The organism is Serratia sp. AXJ-M (assembly GCF_046531865.1).
GTDB classification, from domain to species: Bacteria; Pseudomonadota; Gammaproteobacteria; order Enterobacterales; family Enterobacteriaceae; genus Serratia; species Serratia liquefaciens.
Genome location: NZ_CP059394.1, coordinates 232,523 through 246,371 on the forward strand (window position 1 = coordinate 232,523; position 13,849 = coordinate 246,371).

Annotated in this window: 13 protein-coding genes; 11 read left to right on the forward strand and 2 right to left on the reverse strand. The window is 57.7% G+C overall.

Annotated features, from left to right (window positions below; genetic code table 11):
• Nucleotides 1-49: 49 nt before the first annotated feature.
• Together H0S68_RS01050 and panM are read right to left on the reverse strand one after the other, a co-directional pair.
• Entirely contained in the window at nucleotides 50-1,267 is a 1,218-nt protein-coding gene (locus H0S68_RS01050; RefSeq protein WP_400827285.1) for a DUF3142 domain-containing protein, read from the reverse strand.
• Nucleotides 1,264-1,656: an aspartate 1-decarboxylase autocleavage activator PanM gene (panM, locus tag H0S68_RS01055; protein ID WP_262244862.1), complete on the reverse strand. Its 393-nt coding sequence runs from the start codon at nucleotides 1,654-1,656 to the stop codon at nucleotides 1,264-1,266. The genes H0S68_RS01050 and panM overlap by 4 nt, the downstream gene beginning before the upstream one ends.
• Before the next feature lie 406 nt (nucleotides 1,657-2,062).
• Between panM and H0S68_RS01060 the strand changes: the two genes are divergently transcribed.
• From H0S68_RS01060 to ugpQ, 11 genes are all read left to right on the forward strand, one after another.
• Entirely contained in the window at nucleotides 2,063-3,178 is a 1,116-nt protein-coding gene (locus tag H0S68_RS01060) for a branched-chain amino acid ABC transporter substrate-binding protein (protein ID WP_046374714.1), read from the forward strand.
• A gap of 283 nt (nucleotides 3,179-3,461) precedes the next feature.
• A complete protein-coding gene (livH, locus tag H0S68_RS01065; protein WP_020824820.1) occupies nucleotides 3,462-4,388 on the forward strand; it encodes a high-affinity branched-chain amino acid ABC transporter permease LivH in 927 nt (308 codons plus the stop codon).
• Entirely contained in the window at nucleotides 4,385-5,668 is a 1,284-nt protein-coding gene (locus H0S68_RS01070; RefSeq protein ID WP_020824821.1) for a high-affinity branched-chain amino acid ABC transporter permease LivM, read from the forward strand. The genes livH and H0S68_RS01070 overlap by 4 nt, the downstream gene beginning before the upstream one ends.
• Nucleotides 5,665-6,432, forward strand: coding sequence for a high-affinity branched-chain amino acid ABC transporter ATP-binding protein LivG (gene livG / locus H0S68_RS01075; RefSeq protein ID WP_020824822.1), 768 nt, complete (start codon nucleotides 5,665-5,667; stop codon nucleotides 6,430-6,432). The genes H0S68_RS01070 and livG overlap by 4 nt, the downstream gene beginning before the upstream one ends.
• A gap of 3 nt (nucleotides 6,433-6,435) precedes the next feature.
• Nucleotides 6,436-7,137 carry a high-affinity branched-chain amino acid ABC transporter ATP-binding protein LivF gene (livF, locus tag H0S68_RS01080; RefSeq protein WP_020824823.1) on the forward strand — a complete coding sequence of 234 codons (702 nt, stop codon included), beginning with the start codon at nucleotides 6,436-6,438 and terminating at the stop codon, nucleotides 7,135-7,137.
• Nucleotides 7,138-7,242: 105 nt separating this feature from the next.
• Entirely contained in the window at nucleotides 7,243-8,430 is a 1,188-nt protein-coding gene (locus H0S68_RS01085; RefSeq protein WP_048762265.1) for a PLP-dependent aminotransferase family protein, read from the forward strand.
• A 313-nt stretch (nucleotides 8,431-8,743) separates the two neighbouring features.
• The gene (gene ugpB / locus H0S68_RS01090; protein ID WP_020824825.1) at nucleotides 8,744-10,063 is read left to right on the forward strand and encodes a sn-glycerol-3-phosphate ABC transporter substrate-binding protein UgpB; all 1,320 of its coding nucleotides are present in this window, start codon (nucleotides 8,744-8,746) and stop codon (nucleotides 10,061-10,063) included.
• Between the two features lie 162 nt (nucleotides 10,064-10,225).
• The gene (gene ugpA, locus H0S68_RS01095) at nucleotides 10,226-11,113 is read left to right on the forward strand and encodes a sn-glycerol-3-phosphate ABC transporter permease UgpA (protein WP_041415156.1); all 888 of its coding nucleotides are present in this window, start codon (nucleotides 10,226-10,228) and stop codon (nucleotides 11,111-11,113) included.
• The gene (gene ugpE / locus H0S68_RS01100; protein WP_020824827.1) at nucleotides 11,110-11,955 is read left to right on the forward strand and encodes a sn-glycerol-3-phosphate ABC transporter permease UgpE; all 846 of its coding nucleotides are present in this window, start codon (nucleotides 11,110-11,112) and stop codon (nucleotides 11,953-11,955) included. Before ugpA ends, ugpE begins: the two co-directional genes overlap by 4 nt.
• Nucleotides 11,956-11,971: 16 nt before the next feature.
• On the forward strand, nucleotides 11,972-13,048 hold the full coding sequence (locus tag H0S68_RS01105; protein ID WP_201895838.1) for a sn-glycerol-3-phosphate import ATP-binding protein UgpC: 1,077 nt from the start codon (nucleotides 11,972-11,974) through the stop codon (nucleotides 13,046-13,048).
• Nucleotides 13,045-13,791 (forward strand): glycerophosphodiester phosphodiesterase, encoded by a 747-nt coding sequence (ugpQ, locus tag H0S68_RS01110; RefSeq protein ID WP_048762269.1) that lies wholly within the window; start codon nucleotides 13,045-13,047, stop codon nucleotides 13,789-13,791. The genes H0S68_RS01105 and ugpQ overlap by 4 nt, the downstream gene beginning before the upstream one ends.
• The last annotated feature ends 58 nt before the right edge of the window (nucleotides 13,792-13,849 follow it).

Genomic DNA, 13,849 nt, shown 5'->3' on the forward strand with positions numbered 1-13,849 from the left:
GGCAGCCAGTGGAAGAGTTCGGCCGCGCAGAGTCCGTGTAGCGCGTGCATTACGGTGTGACAAGGGTGCCTCCTGGCGTTAGTTGTTGGCAGCGGATCCAGCCCAACGGCCGGGACTGCCCGGCGCGCAGCTGGTCACTGCGGGTAAGCACAAAGCGTAGTCGTTGAGGCTCGCTTTCCAGCCGATAGTTGCCTGCCGCGTCCGCCGCCAGGCACTCGCTGGCGGTGATGACGATTTCATGCGGCAGCGGTGCATCCACCGGCCCGTTATTTTGAATTATCAGATCATTCAGCCCATTTTGCAGCGCCTGAGGGCTAAATTTTACCTGCCAGCTGACGTCGAGCGGTTGCTTTTCTATTACCGCCCTCAGCGTAGCCAGTGACCAGGCGCGGCGATCGTCCGCCAGTGGCAAACGGAACCAGATCAGGCCCAGCAGGTGTGGTGTGGTCCGTGTGTTCAACTGGCGCAGAAAATCGGCCACCTGCTGCGGCGCGACCGTCAGCTCGCGCGAGGTACCCGCCACGCGCACGGAGGCTTCGCTTTCCACCTGCGAGCCTTGCGTATCGAACCCCACCAAACCCATGCCATAGGCAGGCAGCGCCACCCGGAAAGGTCTTGGCGTGATTTGTGCGTACTGTTTTACCCACCGCAGTGCCAGCGGGGCAGCAAACAGGCCTTGTTCGGGCGACAGTACGGCATGCACCTGCAGCACGGAGCTGTCTGCCTGTTGCAAGACACCGGGCAGCGCAGCTGAGCCGATCCAGGCCGGCAATGCGGTAATGCCCAGTTGCAGTGAGGAGGGCAATTGCTGACGCAACTGCTGCAGGAAATGCTGATAGGCAGGCAGGCGTGCGGTAGCTGCGTCATGATCGATTTCAACGCCGATCACCTGCAGCCCGGCGGCTTGCCAGCGTTGCACCTGTTTTAGCAAACGTTGGCGAATCGCGACTTCATCCAGTTGCGTTAACTGCCCATCCAGACGGGCCACCAGCCACAGCGGGCGGCCATCTTGTTTCAGTAAGGGGAGATTGACCGGGATTTCCCGCCAGCCCTCACGCGGGTGCACTTGTAAACCTAGCACCCGCAGCGTAGGGAACAGATCGCGGCTTTGCGCCAGTGCGGCAACATGCTGCGGCGTCCAAACGCGTTGCCAGACGTAGACCTGATTATCCCAGGTCGGCTGTATCCGCAGCGCCTGCTGGCGGCCGCCGAACCAGGCGATTAACGCCAGCACCAGCACCAACAGTGCGAGGAACCTGCGCTTCATCGTTGCCAGAGTTCGCCTTGCTGAGTGAAACCGCAGGCGCGCATAAAGTTATCCACCTCGCCCCGCTCGCGTGGGGTCAGACCGGTGGTCGAAAGCTGCCAATGCGTTATCTGCGGTAACTGACGCTGCACGTCCTGCACCAGATACAGCCCGACGCCGCGACGGCGCGTGACTTCACGCACCAGCAAATCCTGCAGTTGGGCACGTTCACCGTCCAGCTCGAGTTTCACCGCCCCCAACAGCCGCTCATTGAAGCGTGCGGCGAACAGCGCTTTATTGCCGTTCAACCCGCTTTGCCACTGTTCCGGCTGCTGATGCGGCCAGATTTTGCCAAGGTCGATAAGGTCTTGCTGGGACAGCGTGGTTAATCGCTCAATAGTCAGTTTCATGCAGGATTTCCGAACGGCTAATCGATGCCGACAGTGTAATAGATCTTGCACAGAGCGTTGTGTAAGTTTTTCTGTACGATTACTGCGCAAAATGTTTTTTGCAGGACGCATTTTCCGAGTAAATATGTAGTTAATCGATCGAGAACCAGCATAACGCGCTGTGCCTGATGCAAAACAGCGCAGATTTAATCCGGATTTTATGCTGTTTACACCGCTTGTTTCTGATTGTGTAAGTTGATTTGCAGCAGAAAATTCCTGTTTAATGGCATGAAAAATAAAGTCTTATTAGAAAATATTGCCACAAAAACACCTAAATCATTATTACTTATGAATAAAAGCAGTAAATAAGGGTCGGGTGTCGGCAAACACAACAGGTACGTTCACAACGACAGATGGGGATTTGCGGATGAAATTAACAAAAGGTAAGGCGCTGTTGGCGGGTTGTATCGCGATGGCTATCGGGCATGCGGCAATGGCGAAAGACATCAAGGTGGCGATCGTCGGGGCGATGTCCGGCCCGGTGGCGCAGTATGGCGATATGGAATTCACCGGCGCCCGTCAGGCGATTGCCGATATCAACGCCAAGGGCGGTATCAAGGGCGACAAACTGGTCGGCGTGGAATATGACGACGCCTGCGATCCAAAACAGGCGGTAGCCGTCGCCAACAAGGTAATCAATGACGGTATCCGCTATGTGATCGGCCACCTGTGCTCATCCTCGACGCAGCCGGCTTCCGACATCTATGAAGATGAAGGCGTCATCATGATCACCCCGGCGGCCACTAACGCCGATCTGACCACCCGTGGTTACAAAATGATCATGCGTACCACCGGCCTGGATTCCGATCAGGGGCCGACGGCGGCGAAATACATCCTCAGCGAGATCAAACCCAAGCGCATTGCCGTGGTTCACGACAAGCAGCAGTATGGCGAAGGCCTGGCGCGCTCGGTGCGCGACAGCCTGAAAAAGCAGGGCACCGACGTGGTGATGTTTGAAGGTATCACCGCCGGCGATAAAGATTTCTCCACCCTGGTGGCGCGCCTGAAGAAAGAAAACGTCGATTTCGTTTACTTTGGCGGTTACTACCCGGAAATGGGCCAGATCCTGCGTCAGGCTAAACAGGCCGGTTTGACCACCCGCTTTATGGGGCCGGAAGGCGTGGGCAACTCCTCACTGTCCAATATCGCCGGTGCCGCCTCTGAAGGCATGCTGGTGACCCTGCCTAAACGTTACGATCAGGTCCCTGCCAACAAACCTGTTGTAGATGCGCTTAAAGCCAAAAAGCTGGATCCAACCGGACCGTTCGTCTGGACCACTTACGCGGCGCTGCAATCTCTGACTGCCGGGATGGAGCGCAGCGGCAGCCAGGAACCGGCCGACATCGTCAAGGACCTGAAAACCGGCAAGCCGGTGGACACCGTGATGGGGCCGTTGAGCTGGGATGACAAAGGCGATCTTAAAGGCTTCGAGTTCGGCGTGTTCGAATGGCATGCTGACGGCACTTCAACGCCGATTAAATAATATACCCGTCGTCTTTCACGTTGCAGCGTTGTTGGCTTCACGGGTGCACCCCAGTCACTTAGTTTACTAAGCTCCTGGGGATTTACCCGCTTGCCGCCTAGCTGCAACGCGAAATCCATTGGGTATAAGCGTTTTTAATGATTGTCATTTCAGGTTTGCTTTACCCAAAATAAATTGAAGTTGCATCAAGGCGGCAAGGGAACGATTCGGGTGAATGAGTGCAGCCAACACAAATGCAGCTTCAAGTGTGATGGGTATAGAAAGCACAGCCAAGGGTTAGAGTATGTCTGAGCAGGTTCTCTATTTTCTGCAGCAAATGTTCAACGGCGTCACGTTGGGCAGCACCTATGCATTGATCGCCATCGGTTACACCATGGTCTACGGCATCATCGGCATGATCAACTTCGCCCACGGCGAGGTGTATATGATCGGCAGCTATGTCTCCTTTATTGTTATCGCCGCCCTGATGATGATCGGCATCGACGTCGGTTGGCTGCTGATTGGCGCGGCTTTCCTGGTATCGATCGTGATCGCCAGCGCTTACGGCTGGAGCATCGAGCGGGTGGCCTACAAGCCGGTACGCAACTCCAAACGCCTGATCGCGCTGATTTCCGCCATAGGGATGTCGATATTCCTGCAAAACTACGTCAGCCTGACCCAGGGCTCGCGCGACCTGGCGTTGCCAAGCCTGGTCACCGGGCAATGGGTGCTGGGGGAAAGCAACGGCTTTGCCGCCACTATCAGCACCATGCAGCTGATTATCTGGGTAGTCACTTTCCTGGCGATGCTGGCGTTGACGATGTTTATTCGTTATTCACGTATGGGCCGCGCCTGCCGCGCCTGTGCGGAGGATTTGAAGATGGCCAGCCTGCTGGGCATCAATACCGACCGGGTTATCTCGCTGACCTTTGTGATCGGTGCGGTGATGGCGGCGGTCGCCGGCGTACTGCTCGGGCAATTCTACGGAGTGATTAACCCCTATATCGGCTTTATGGCCGGCATGAAGGCCTTCACCGCGGCGGTGTTGGGCGGCATCGGCAGCATCCCCGGCGCGATGATTGGCGGCCTGGTATTGGGGGTGGCAGAGGCGTTGACTTCGGCTTACCTGAGTACCGAATATAAAGACGTGGTGTCGTTCGCGCTGCTGATTGTGGTGCTGCTGATCATGCCTACCGGCATCCTTGGGCGTCCGGAGGTTGAGAAGGTATGAAACTCAATTTGCTCAACGCGCTGATCGCCACCCTGGTGCTGTTTGTGATGGCTTCATTCCTGATGGGCATGCAGCTGAGCCTGGACGGTACCAAACTGGTGGTGCACGGCGCAGCGGAAGTGCGCTGGATGTGGATCGGCATCGGCTGCGTCATCGTGTTTTTCTTCCAACTGCTGCGCCCGCTGATGCAGCACGGGCTGAAAAAAATCTCAGGCCCGGCCTGGGTATTACCGAGCTTCGATGGCACGACCGCCCGGCAGAAGCTGTTGGCCGCAGCGATCATTATCGCCGCGGTTGCCTGGCCATTTCTGGTCTCACGCGGCTCGGTAGATATCGCCACGCTGACGTTGATCTACGTGATGTTGGGCCTGGGCCTGAACGTGGTGGTGGGGCTGTCCGGTTTGCTGGTATTGGGCTACGGCGGTTTCTATGCGATTGGCGCTTACACTTACGCACTGCTGAACCATTATTACGGCCTGGGTTTCTGGGAGAGCCTGCCGCTGGCGGGTATGGTCACCGCCCTCTTCGGTTTTCTGCTCGGGTTCCCGGTGCTGCGCCTGCGCGGCGATTATCTGGCGATTGTCACGCTGGGGTTCGGTGAGATCGTGCGCATCCTGTTGTTGAACAATACCGAGATCACCGGCGGGCCGAACGGCATCAGCCAGATCCCGAAACCAACCTTTTTCGGCCTGGAGTTCAACCGCAGCGCGCGTGACGGCGGCTGGGATACCTTCCATAACTTCTTTGGCCTGAAATATGATCCGAGCGATCGCATTGTCTTTTTGTACCTGGTGGCGTTGTTGCTGGTGGTGCTGACGCTGTTTGTGATCAACCGCCTGCTGCGCATGCCGCTGGGCCGTGCCTGGGAAGCCTTGCGCGAAGATGAAATCGCCTGCCGTTCGCTGGGGCTTAATCCGACCAGAATCAAACTGACCGCTTTTACCATCAGCGCCGCCTTCGCCGGTTTTGCCGGCACGCTGTTCGCTGCGCGCCAGGGCTTCGTCAGCCCGGAATCCTTCACCTTTGTCGAGTCGGCCTTCGTGTTGGCGATCGTGGTCTTGGGCGGCATGGGATCGCAGTTCGCGGTGATCCTGGCGGCGATCCTGCTGGTGGTGTCGCGCGAATTGATGCGTGACCTGAACGAATACAGCATGCTGTTGCTGGGTGCCTTAATGGTATTGATGATGATTTGGCGGCCGCAGGGGCTGCTGCCGATGAAGCGGCCACAGCTAAAACTGAAGGCGGCGGATATGCAAGCAGGCAAGGGGGAGCAAGTATGAGCATGCAACCTTTGCTGAAGGTCGAAGGGCTGTCGATGCGTTTCGGCGGCCTGCTGGCGGTCAATAACGTGGCGCTGACGCTCAACGAGGGCGAGATTGTCTCGCTGATCGGCCCGAACGGTGCCGGAAAAACCACGGTGTTTAACTGCCTGACCGGCTTTTACCGTCCGACCAGCGGCACCATCAAACTGCGTGAGCGCCATCTGGAAGGGTTGCCCGGCCAGGCCATCGCCCGGATGGGCGTGGTGCGGACTTTCCAGCACGTACGGCTGTTTCGCGAGATGACGGTGATCGAAAACCTGTTGGTCGCACAGCATCAGCATCTGAAAAGCGGCGTGTTCGCCGGGCTGCTGAAAACGCCGGCCTTCCGCCGTGCCGAAGCCGATGCGCTGGAGCGTGCCTCGGTTTGGCTGCAACGGGTGGGCCTGTTGGAGATGGCGAACCGTTCGGCGGGTAATCTGGCTTACGGCCAGCAACGGCGGCTGGAGATTGCGCGCTGCATGGTCACCCGGCCGGAATTACTGATGCTGGACGAGCCGGCGGCGGGCCTGAACCCAAAGGAAACCGACGAGCTGGATCACCTGATCGTCGAATTGCGCAATCAGCATAAGGTGTCAGTGCTGCTGATCGAGCACGACATGAAACTGGTGATGGGCATCTCCGATCGTATCTACGTGGTGAACCAGGGCACGCCGTTGGCGCAGGGCACCCCGGCAGAAATCCGTAACAACCCGGACGTGATCCGGGCCTATCTGGGCGAATAATTTATGTTGTCATTTAATCAGGTATCCGCCCATTACGGCAAAATCCAGGCGCTGCATCAGGTTAGCCTGAACATAAAGCAGGGCGAGATTGTCACTCTGATCGGCGCTAACGGCGCCGGTAAAACCACGCTGCTCGGCACGCTGTGCGGTGAACCCCGCGCCAGCGAAGGCAGCATCACCTTTCTCGATCAGGACATTACCCAGTGGCAGACGTCGCGCATCATGCGCGAAGCGGTGGCGATCGTCCCGGAAGGCCGGCGGGTATTCTCGCGCATGACGGTGGAGGAGAACCTGGCGATGGGCGGTTTCTTTGCCGACCGTCACCAATATCAACAGCGCATCGAAAGGGTGTTTGGCCTGTTTCCGCGCCTGCTGGAACGCCGTACACAGCGCTCGGGCACCATGTCCGGCGGAGAGCAACAGATGTTGGCGATAGGCCGTGCACTGATGAGCCAGCCGAAGCTGTTGTTGCTCGACGAGCCCTCTCTGGGGCTGGCGCCGATCATCATTCAGCAGATTTTTGACATCATTCAACAGCTGCGTGAAGAGGGCATGACCATCTTCCTGGTCGAACAAAACGCCAATCAGGCGCTGAAACTGGCAGATCGCGGTTATGTACTGGAAAACGGGCGCGTGGTGTTGGAAGATACGGGGGCCGAATTGTTAGCAAACGAAGCAGTTAGGTCGGCGTATCTGGGCGGTTGAAATACCCGTCGAAGCGGTAGGGGGCGAATATCTTCGCCCCGAGCGACTCGGGCGCAGCGTATCGGACCCCTACAACATTTTTAACGATTACGAGAAGAATAAGAAATGAACACAGAAGGGTTACTCGCGCAGCGCATCGTAAAAGTAAAAAGCTCGGCAATCCGTGAATTGCTCAAGCACAGTAAGATGGAAAACGTCATTTCGCTGGCGGGCGGCATCCCCTCTGATGCCCTGTTTGATTTCGAAGGGCTGAGCATCGCCACTCATCAGGCGATCACCGAACAGCCGAAAAGCGCTTTTCAGTACGGTCTGACCGAAGGCAGCCCGGTGCTGCGTGAACGCATCTGCGAGCTGTGTGCCGAACGCGGCGTCACCGCCACCGCCGATGAAGTGATGGTCACGGCCGGCTCCCAGCAGGCGCTGGATCTGGTGATGCGCGCCATTGTGAACCCGGGCGACGTGTTCGTGGTGGAACGTCCGACCTACCTGGCGGCGTTGCAGACGCTGGAACTGGCGGAAGCCAACATCATGTCGGTATCGTCCGACAGCGATGGCATGGTGGTCGAAGAACTGGCCGAGCTGTTGAAAACGCAGCGCATCAAGGGCGTGTATGTGGTGCCGAACTTCGGCAACCCAAGCGGCATTACCCTGAGCGCCCCGCGTCGCGAACTGTTGGTCAAGCTGGCGGCCGAGCACAATTTCCTGATCATCGAGGATGATCCGTACGGCGAACTGCGTTTTACCGACGAGCGTAACGCGACGCTGCACCAGGTTTCGCAGCAGGTGCTGGGCCATACCGATAACATTATCTATACCTCGACCTTCTCCAAGATCCTGGCTCCGGGGTTGCGTCTGGGCTGGGCTATCCTGCCGCCGTTTTTGCTGCATAAAGTGGCAATCATCAAGCAGGCGGCGGATCTGCATGCCAGCGCATTGTCGCAGAGCATCGTAGAGTGTTACCTGGGGCTGGATCGCCTGCCGGCGCAGATCGAAAAGATCCGCGCGGCTTACAAACAAAAGGGTGAGATCCTGGCCGGGCTGGTGGAAAAAGAGCTGGGTGACCATATCAGCTTCGATATGCCGAAAGGCGGCATGTTCCTGTGGGCGCGTTTCCGTCAGCCGTTCAACGCCACCGAATGGCTGAAAACCACCCTGCAGCAGGGCGTGGTGTTTGTGCCGGGAGAATACTTCTTCTCAGACAATCCGGACCGTTCTACCTTCCGCCTGTCGTTCGCCACCGCCACTGAACAGCAAATGCAGGAAGCGGTTGCCCGCCTGCGCCGTTCACTGTGATCCTCACGGCGGCGGGGATCTTTCCCCGTCGCCGACATCAAACCGCAATCTGCACTTCACTCTTCCGTCATATGGCTGTCATCTAACGGTTATTTTTCTGTCATCCGAGCATGGCATGTTAGCTTCCGAACAAAAAACTGATTCTTTTCGCTCACGCGCTTATTGCCCCAATAGATTTCACGTAGCAGCAAGGCGGTGACCGCCAGAATCCTCAGGAGTTTACATAGGTAAATGACTGAGGTGATGGCGGGAAACCAACACGGCTGCGGCGTGAAAGATGCAGGGGATACACCAGCTTTTTCAGGAGTTAGGCATGCTCACCTACGCTATTCGCAAAACCACGCTGTGCGTCGCGTTGACCCTGGCGGTCAGCACTCAGGCACTGGCGGCGACCGAGATCCCGTTCTGGCATTCGATGGAGGGCGAACTGGGTAAAGAAGTGGATTCCCTGGCGGACCGCTTTAACCAGTCGCACACCGACGTCAAAATTGTTCCGGTTTATAAAGGCAACTACGAACAAAGTCTGGCGGCGGGCATCGCGGCCTATCGCTCCGGTAAAGCGCCGGCGATCCTGCAGGTGTATGAAGTGGGTACGGCCACCATGATGGCCAGCAAGGCGATCAAGCCGGTGTACGAAGTGTTTAAAGACGCGGGCATCAGCTTTGACGAATCGGTATTCGTGCCTACGGTGTCCGGTTACTACACCGACAACAAAAGCGGACACCTGCTGTCGCAGCCGTTCAACAGCTCCACCCCGGTGCTGTATTACAACAAAGATGCCTTCAAGAAAGCCGGTTTGAACCCAGACCAGCCGCCAAAAACCTGGCAGGAGCTGGCGGCGGACACCGCCAAACTGCGTGAAGCCGGCATGAAATGCGGCTATGCCAGCGGCTGGCAGGGCTGGATCCAACTGGAGAACTTCAGCGCCTGGCACGGCGTGCCATTCGCCACGGAAAACAATGGCTTTGGTGGCGCGAGCGCCAAGCTGGAGTTCAACAAGCCGTTGCAGGTCAAGCATATCCAACTGCTGGAAGAGATGAACAAAAAAGGTGACTTCACCTATTTCGGCCGTAAAGACGAATCCACCGAGAAGTTCTACAGCGGTGACTGTGCGATTACCACCGCTTCATCCGGCTCGCTGGCGGACATCAAGCATTACGCCAAATTCAACTATGGCGTGGGCATGATGCCGTATGACGCCGATGCCAAAAATGCACCGCAGAACGCCATTATCGGGGGCGCCAGCCTGTGGGTGATGAACGGTAAAGATGCCGCCACCTATAAAGGTGTAGCCGAGTTCCTGCAGTATCTGGCACAGCCGGAAATCGCCGCCGAGTGGCACCAGAAGACCGGTTATCTGCCGATCACCACCGCAGCGTACGACCTGACCAAACAACAGGGGTTCTATGACAAGAACCCAGGGGCGGACGTGGCGACGCGTCAAATGCTGAACAAGCCGCCATTGCCGTTCACCAAGGGGCTGCGTTTGGGCAATATGCCGCAGATTCGCACCGTCGTGGATGAAGAGCTGGAGGGCGTGTGGACCGGTAAGAAAACGCCACAGCAGGCATTGGATGCCGCCGTACAGCGCGGTGATGTGTTGCTGCGTCGCTTCGAGTCTCAGACTAAGTAATAGCAGCTACTGCGCTTTGCCATTCTGGGATTGGGCAGTGCTCGCTCTCCTCATGGACTTTATGTCCACTCCGGGAGCTGTGCGCTGTCCGCACCCAGACTGGCTTTGCTCGCGACGCCCTGCTTCGAGTCACCCGTTTTTTGTCTTCATGAGTCCCTAATGATGAGTTCACATCGTCCCGGTTTCGGCTGCAGTTGGCTGCCCTATGTTTTAGTGCTGCCACAGTTGCTGATTACCGCAATATTCTTTCTGTGGCCCGCCGGTGAGGCGCTGTGGTATTCGGTGCAAAGCCTCGACCCGTTTGGCCTGTCCAGCCAGTTTGTCGGGCTGGACAACTTTACCCAACTGTTCCACGACCCTTACTACCTGGACTCGTTTTACACCACGCTGATTTTCAGTTTCCTGGTGGCGGGTATCGGGCTGGTCGTGTCGCTGTTCTTCGCCGCGTTAGTGGATTACGTGCTGCGCGGCAGCCGGATCTACCAGACGCTGATGATCCTGCCTTACGCCGTGGCGCCCGCGGTGGCGGCGGTGCTGTGGATTTTCCTGTTCAACCCCGGCCTGGGGCTGATTACCCACTTCCTCAACGGACTGGGTTACAGCTGGAACCACGCGCAAAACAGCGGGCAGGCGATGTTCCTGGTGGTGCTGGCCTCGGTATGGCAGCAAATCAGCTATAACTTCCTGTTTTTCCTGGCCGCGTTGCAGTCAATTCCACGCTCTCTGGTTGAGGCAGCGGCCATTGACGGTGCCGGCCCGGTACGGCGTTTCTTCAATCTGGTGCTGCCGTTAATCACGCCGGTGAGCTTCTTCCTGCTGGTGGTGAATCTGGTGTACGCCTTCTTCGATACCTTCCCGGTGATCGATGCTGCGACCGGCGGCGGACCGGTACAGTCCACCACCACGCTGATCTACAAGATTTACCGTGAAGGCTTTGCCGGTCTGGATCTGTCCAGCTCCGCGGCACAGTCGGTGATCCTGATGTTGCTGGTGATTGGCCTGACGGTGATCCAGTTCCGTTTTGTCGAACGTAAGGTGCGTTACCAATGATTGAGAACCGACGCGGGCTGGACATTTTCAGCCACGTAATGCTGATTATCGGCGTGCTGGTGGTGCTGTTCCCGCTGTACGTGGCCTTTGTGGCGGCTACGCTGGACGACAAACAGGTGTTTCAGGTGCCGATGACCCTGATCCCCGGCGGTCACCTGTGGGAAAACATCAGCAATATTTGGCAGGGTGGCGTGGGCAACCTTAAGGTGCCGTTTTCGCTGCTGCTGCTGAACAGCGTGGTGATGGCGCTGGCCATCACCTTCGGCAAGATTGTGGTGTCGGTGTTGTCCGCCTATGCCATCGTTTATTTCCGTTTCCCGCTGCGTAGCCTGTTCTTCTGGCTGATATTCCTCACCCTGATGTTGCCGGTTGAGGTGCGTATTTTCCCGACGGTGGAGGTTATCTCCAACCTCAACCTGCTGGACAGCTACACCGGCCTGACGTTGCCGCTGATGGCGTCGGCGACCGCCACCTTCCTGCTGCGCCAGTTCTTTATGACGTTACCGGACGAACTGCTGGAAGCGGCGCGGATTGACGGCGCCGGCCCGATGCGTTTTTTCTGGGATATCGTGCTGCCGCTGTCGAAGACCAATCTGGCGGCGCTGTTTGTCATCACCTTTATCTACGGCTGGAACCAGTACCTGTGGCCGATTCTGATCACCAGCGATGCCTCGATGGGCACCGCAGTGGCGGGTATCAAGAGCATGATCTCCACCTCCGGCGCGCCGACCCAGTGGAATCAGGTGATGGCGGCGATGATTCTGACTTTAATTCCACCGCTGACGGTGGTTCTTCTGATGCAGCGCTGGTTTGTACGCGGCCTGGTTGATAGCGAAAAGTAACGAGAGAAATTTTCACATGGCAGGTTTAAAACTACAGGCAGTCACCAAGTCTTACGACGGTAAAACGCCGGTGATCAAGCAAATTGACCTCGACGTGGCGGACGGCGAATTTATCGTGATGGTCGGCCCGTCCGGCTGCGGTAAATCGACGCTGTTGCGCATGGTGGCCGGGCTGGAACGCACCACCAGCGGCGATATTTATATCGACAGTCAACGCGTAACGGATATGGAGCCGAAAGATCGCGGTATCGCGATGGTGTTCCAGAACTATGCGCTGTATCCGCACATGAGCGTATACGACAACATGGCCTATGGACTGAAAATTCGCGGCTTCGGCAAACAGCATATTCAACAGCGGGTGGAGGAAGCCGCGCGCATTTTAGAGCTGGAGCCGTTGTTGCAACGCAAGCCGCGCGAGCTTTCCGGCGGCCAACGCCAACGGGTGGCGATGGGGCGCGCTATCGTGCGCGAGCCGGCGGTATTCCTGTTTGATGAACCGCTGTCGAATCTGGATGCCAAGCTGCGCGTCCAAATGCGCCTGGAACTGCAACAACTGCATCGCCGGCTGAAAACCACCAGCCTGTACGTGACCCACGATCAGGTGGAGGCGATGACGTTGGCACAGCGGGTGATTGTCATGAACAAAGGCGTGGCAGAGCAAATTGGCACCCCCAGTGAGGTCTATCAGCGCCCGGCGTCGCTGTTCGTCGCCAGCTTTATCGGTTCGCCGGCGATGAACCTGTTGCCCGGCACGTTGAGCGCCGACGGCAGCCAACTGCAACTGGCAGAGGGGATGACGCTGAATTTACCGCAACCCAAAGCGCAGTGGGGCGGTCGCCGGTTGACGCTTGGCATCCGCCCGGAACATCTTCAACTGACCTCCTCCGAGCAAGGGGGCGTGCCCTTGGCGCTGCAAACGCTGGAGTTATTGGGCGCAGATAACCTGGCGCATGGGCAGTGGGGCGGTCACGGCGTGATTGCGCGTTTGTCGCATGAAACTATGCCGACGGCGGGCAGCACGCTATATTTGCAGTTGCCTGCACAGGCGCTGCACTTTTTTGATACCGATAGCGGATTACGGATGGAATCATGACCACAGCCTGGCCTTACCCCCACATCGTCGCCCACCGCGGCGGCGGTTCTCTGGCACCGGAAAATACCCTGGCGGCGATCGATGTCGGCGCACGGCACGGTCATAAAATGATTGAGTTCGACGCCAAGCTGGCGCAGGACGGGCAAATATTTCTGTTGCACGACGATACCCTGGATCGCACCAGCAACGGCTGGGGCGTGGCGGGTGAGCTGCCGTGGGACAAGCTGGTACAGCTGGATGCCGGCAACTGGTATAACTCCGCTTACAAGGGCGAACGTTTACCGCTGTTGGCCGAAGTGGCGGAGCGTTGCCAGCAGCACGGCATGATGGCGAACATTGAAATCAAGCCTACCACCGGCAGCGATGATGAAACCGGTCGTGTCGTGGCGCTAGCCGCACGTTTGCTGTGGCAAGGGCAGACCGATCCGCTGCTCTCTTCTTTCTCGATTGAGGCGCTTGAGGCGGCGCAGCGTACGGTGCCGGAACTCCCGCGCGGCCTGTTGCTGGATCAGTGGGACGACAACTGGCAGGCGCTGACCGAACGATTGGGCTGCGTTTCGTTGCACATCAACCATAAAGAACTGACGGCCGAACGGGTGTCGGCGCTGAAAGCCGCAGGGCTGCGCATCCTGGTTTATACCGTTAACCAGCCGGCGCGTGCGCGCTTGTTGTTGAACTGGGGCGTTGACTGCATTTGCACTGACCGGATAGATTTGATCGGCCCGGACTTTCCCAACGCGTGATCCCGTTGCCACGGACGCAGTTTGCTGCGTCCGTGAGAAAGCCGTCGGCGCCTGTTGA

What these genes read in the sequence shown, in the direction of transcription:
- H0S68_RS01105 (WP_201895838.1), top strand. Translation starts at nt 11,972, where the DNA reads ATGGCAGGTTTAAAACTACAGGCAGTCACCAAGTCTTACGACGGTAAA.
- ugpA (WP_041415156.1), top strand. Translation starts at nt 10,226, where the DNA reads ATGAGTTCACATCGTCCCGGTTTCGGCTGCAGTTGGCTGCCCTATGTT.
- H0S68_RS01070 (WP_020824821.1), top strand. Translation starts at nt 4,385, where the DNA reads ATGAAACTCAATTTGCTCAACGCGCTGATCGCCACCCTGGTGCTGTTT.
- livG (WP_020824822.1), top strand. Translation starts at nt 5,665, where the DNA reads ATGAGCATGCAACCTTTGCTGAAGGTCGAAGGGCTGTCGATGCGTTTC.
- livH (WP_020824820.1), top strand. Translation starts at nt 3,462, where the DNA reads ATGTCTGAGCAGGTTCTCTATTTTCTGCAGCAAATGTTCAACGGCGTC.
- ugpB (WP_020824825.1), top strand. Translation starts at nt 8,744, where the DNA reads ATGCTCACCTACGCTATTCGCAAAACCACGCTGTGCGTCGCGTTGACC.
- H0S68_RS01050 (WP_400827285.1), bottom strand. Translation starts at nt 1,267, where the DNA reads ATGAAGCGCAGGTTCCTCGCACTGTTGGTGCTGGTGCTGGCGTTAATC.
- ugpE (WP_020824827.1), top strand. Translation starts at nt 11,110, where the DNA reads ATGATTGAGAACCGACGCGGGCTGGACATTTTCAGCCACGTAATGCTG.
- panM (WP_262244862.1), bottom strand. Translation starts at nt 1,656, where the DNA reads ATGAAACTGACTATTGAGCGATTAACCACGCTGTCCCAGCAAGACCTT.
- ugpQ (WP_048762269.1), top strand. Translation starts at nt 13,045, where the DNA reads ATGACCACAGCCTGGCCTTACCCCCACATCGTCGCCCACCGCGGCGGC.
- H0S68_RS01085 (WP_048762265.1), top strand. Translation starts at nt 7,243, where the DNA reads ATGAACACAGAAGGGTTACTCGCGCAGCGCATCGTAAAAGTAAAAAGC.
- livF (WP_020824823.1), top strand. Translation starts at nt 6,436, where the DNA reads ATGTTGTCATTTAATCAGGTATCCGCCCATTACGGCAAAATCCAGGCG.
- H0S68_RS01060 (WP_046374714.1), top strand. Translation starts at nt 2,063, where the DNA reads ATGAAATTAACAAAAGGTAAGGCGCTGTTGGCGGGTTGTATCGCGATG.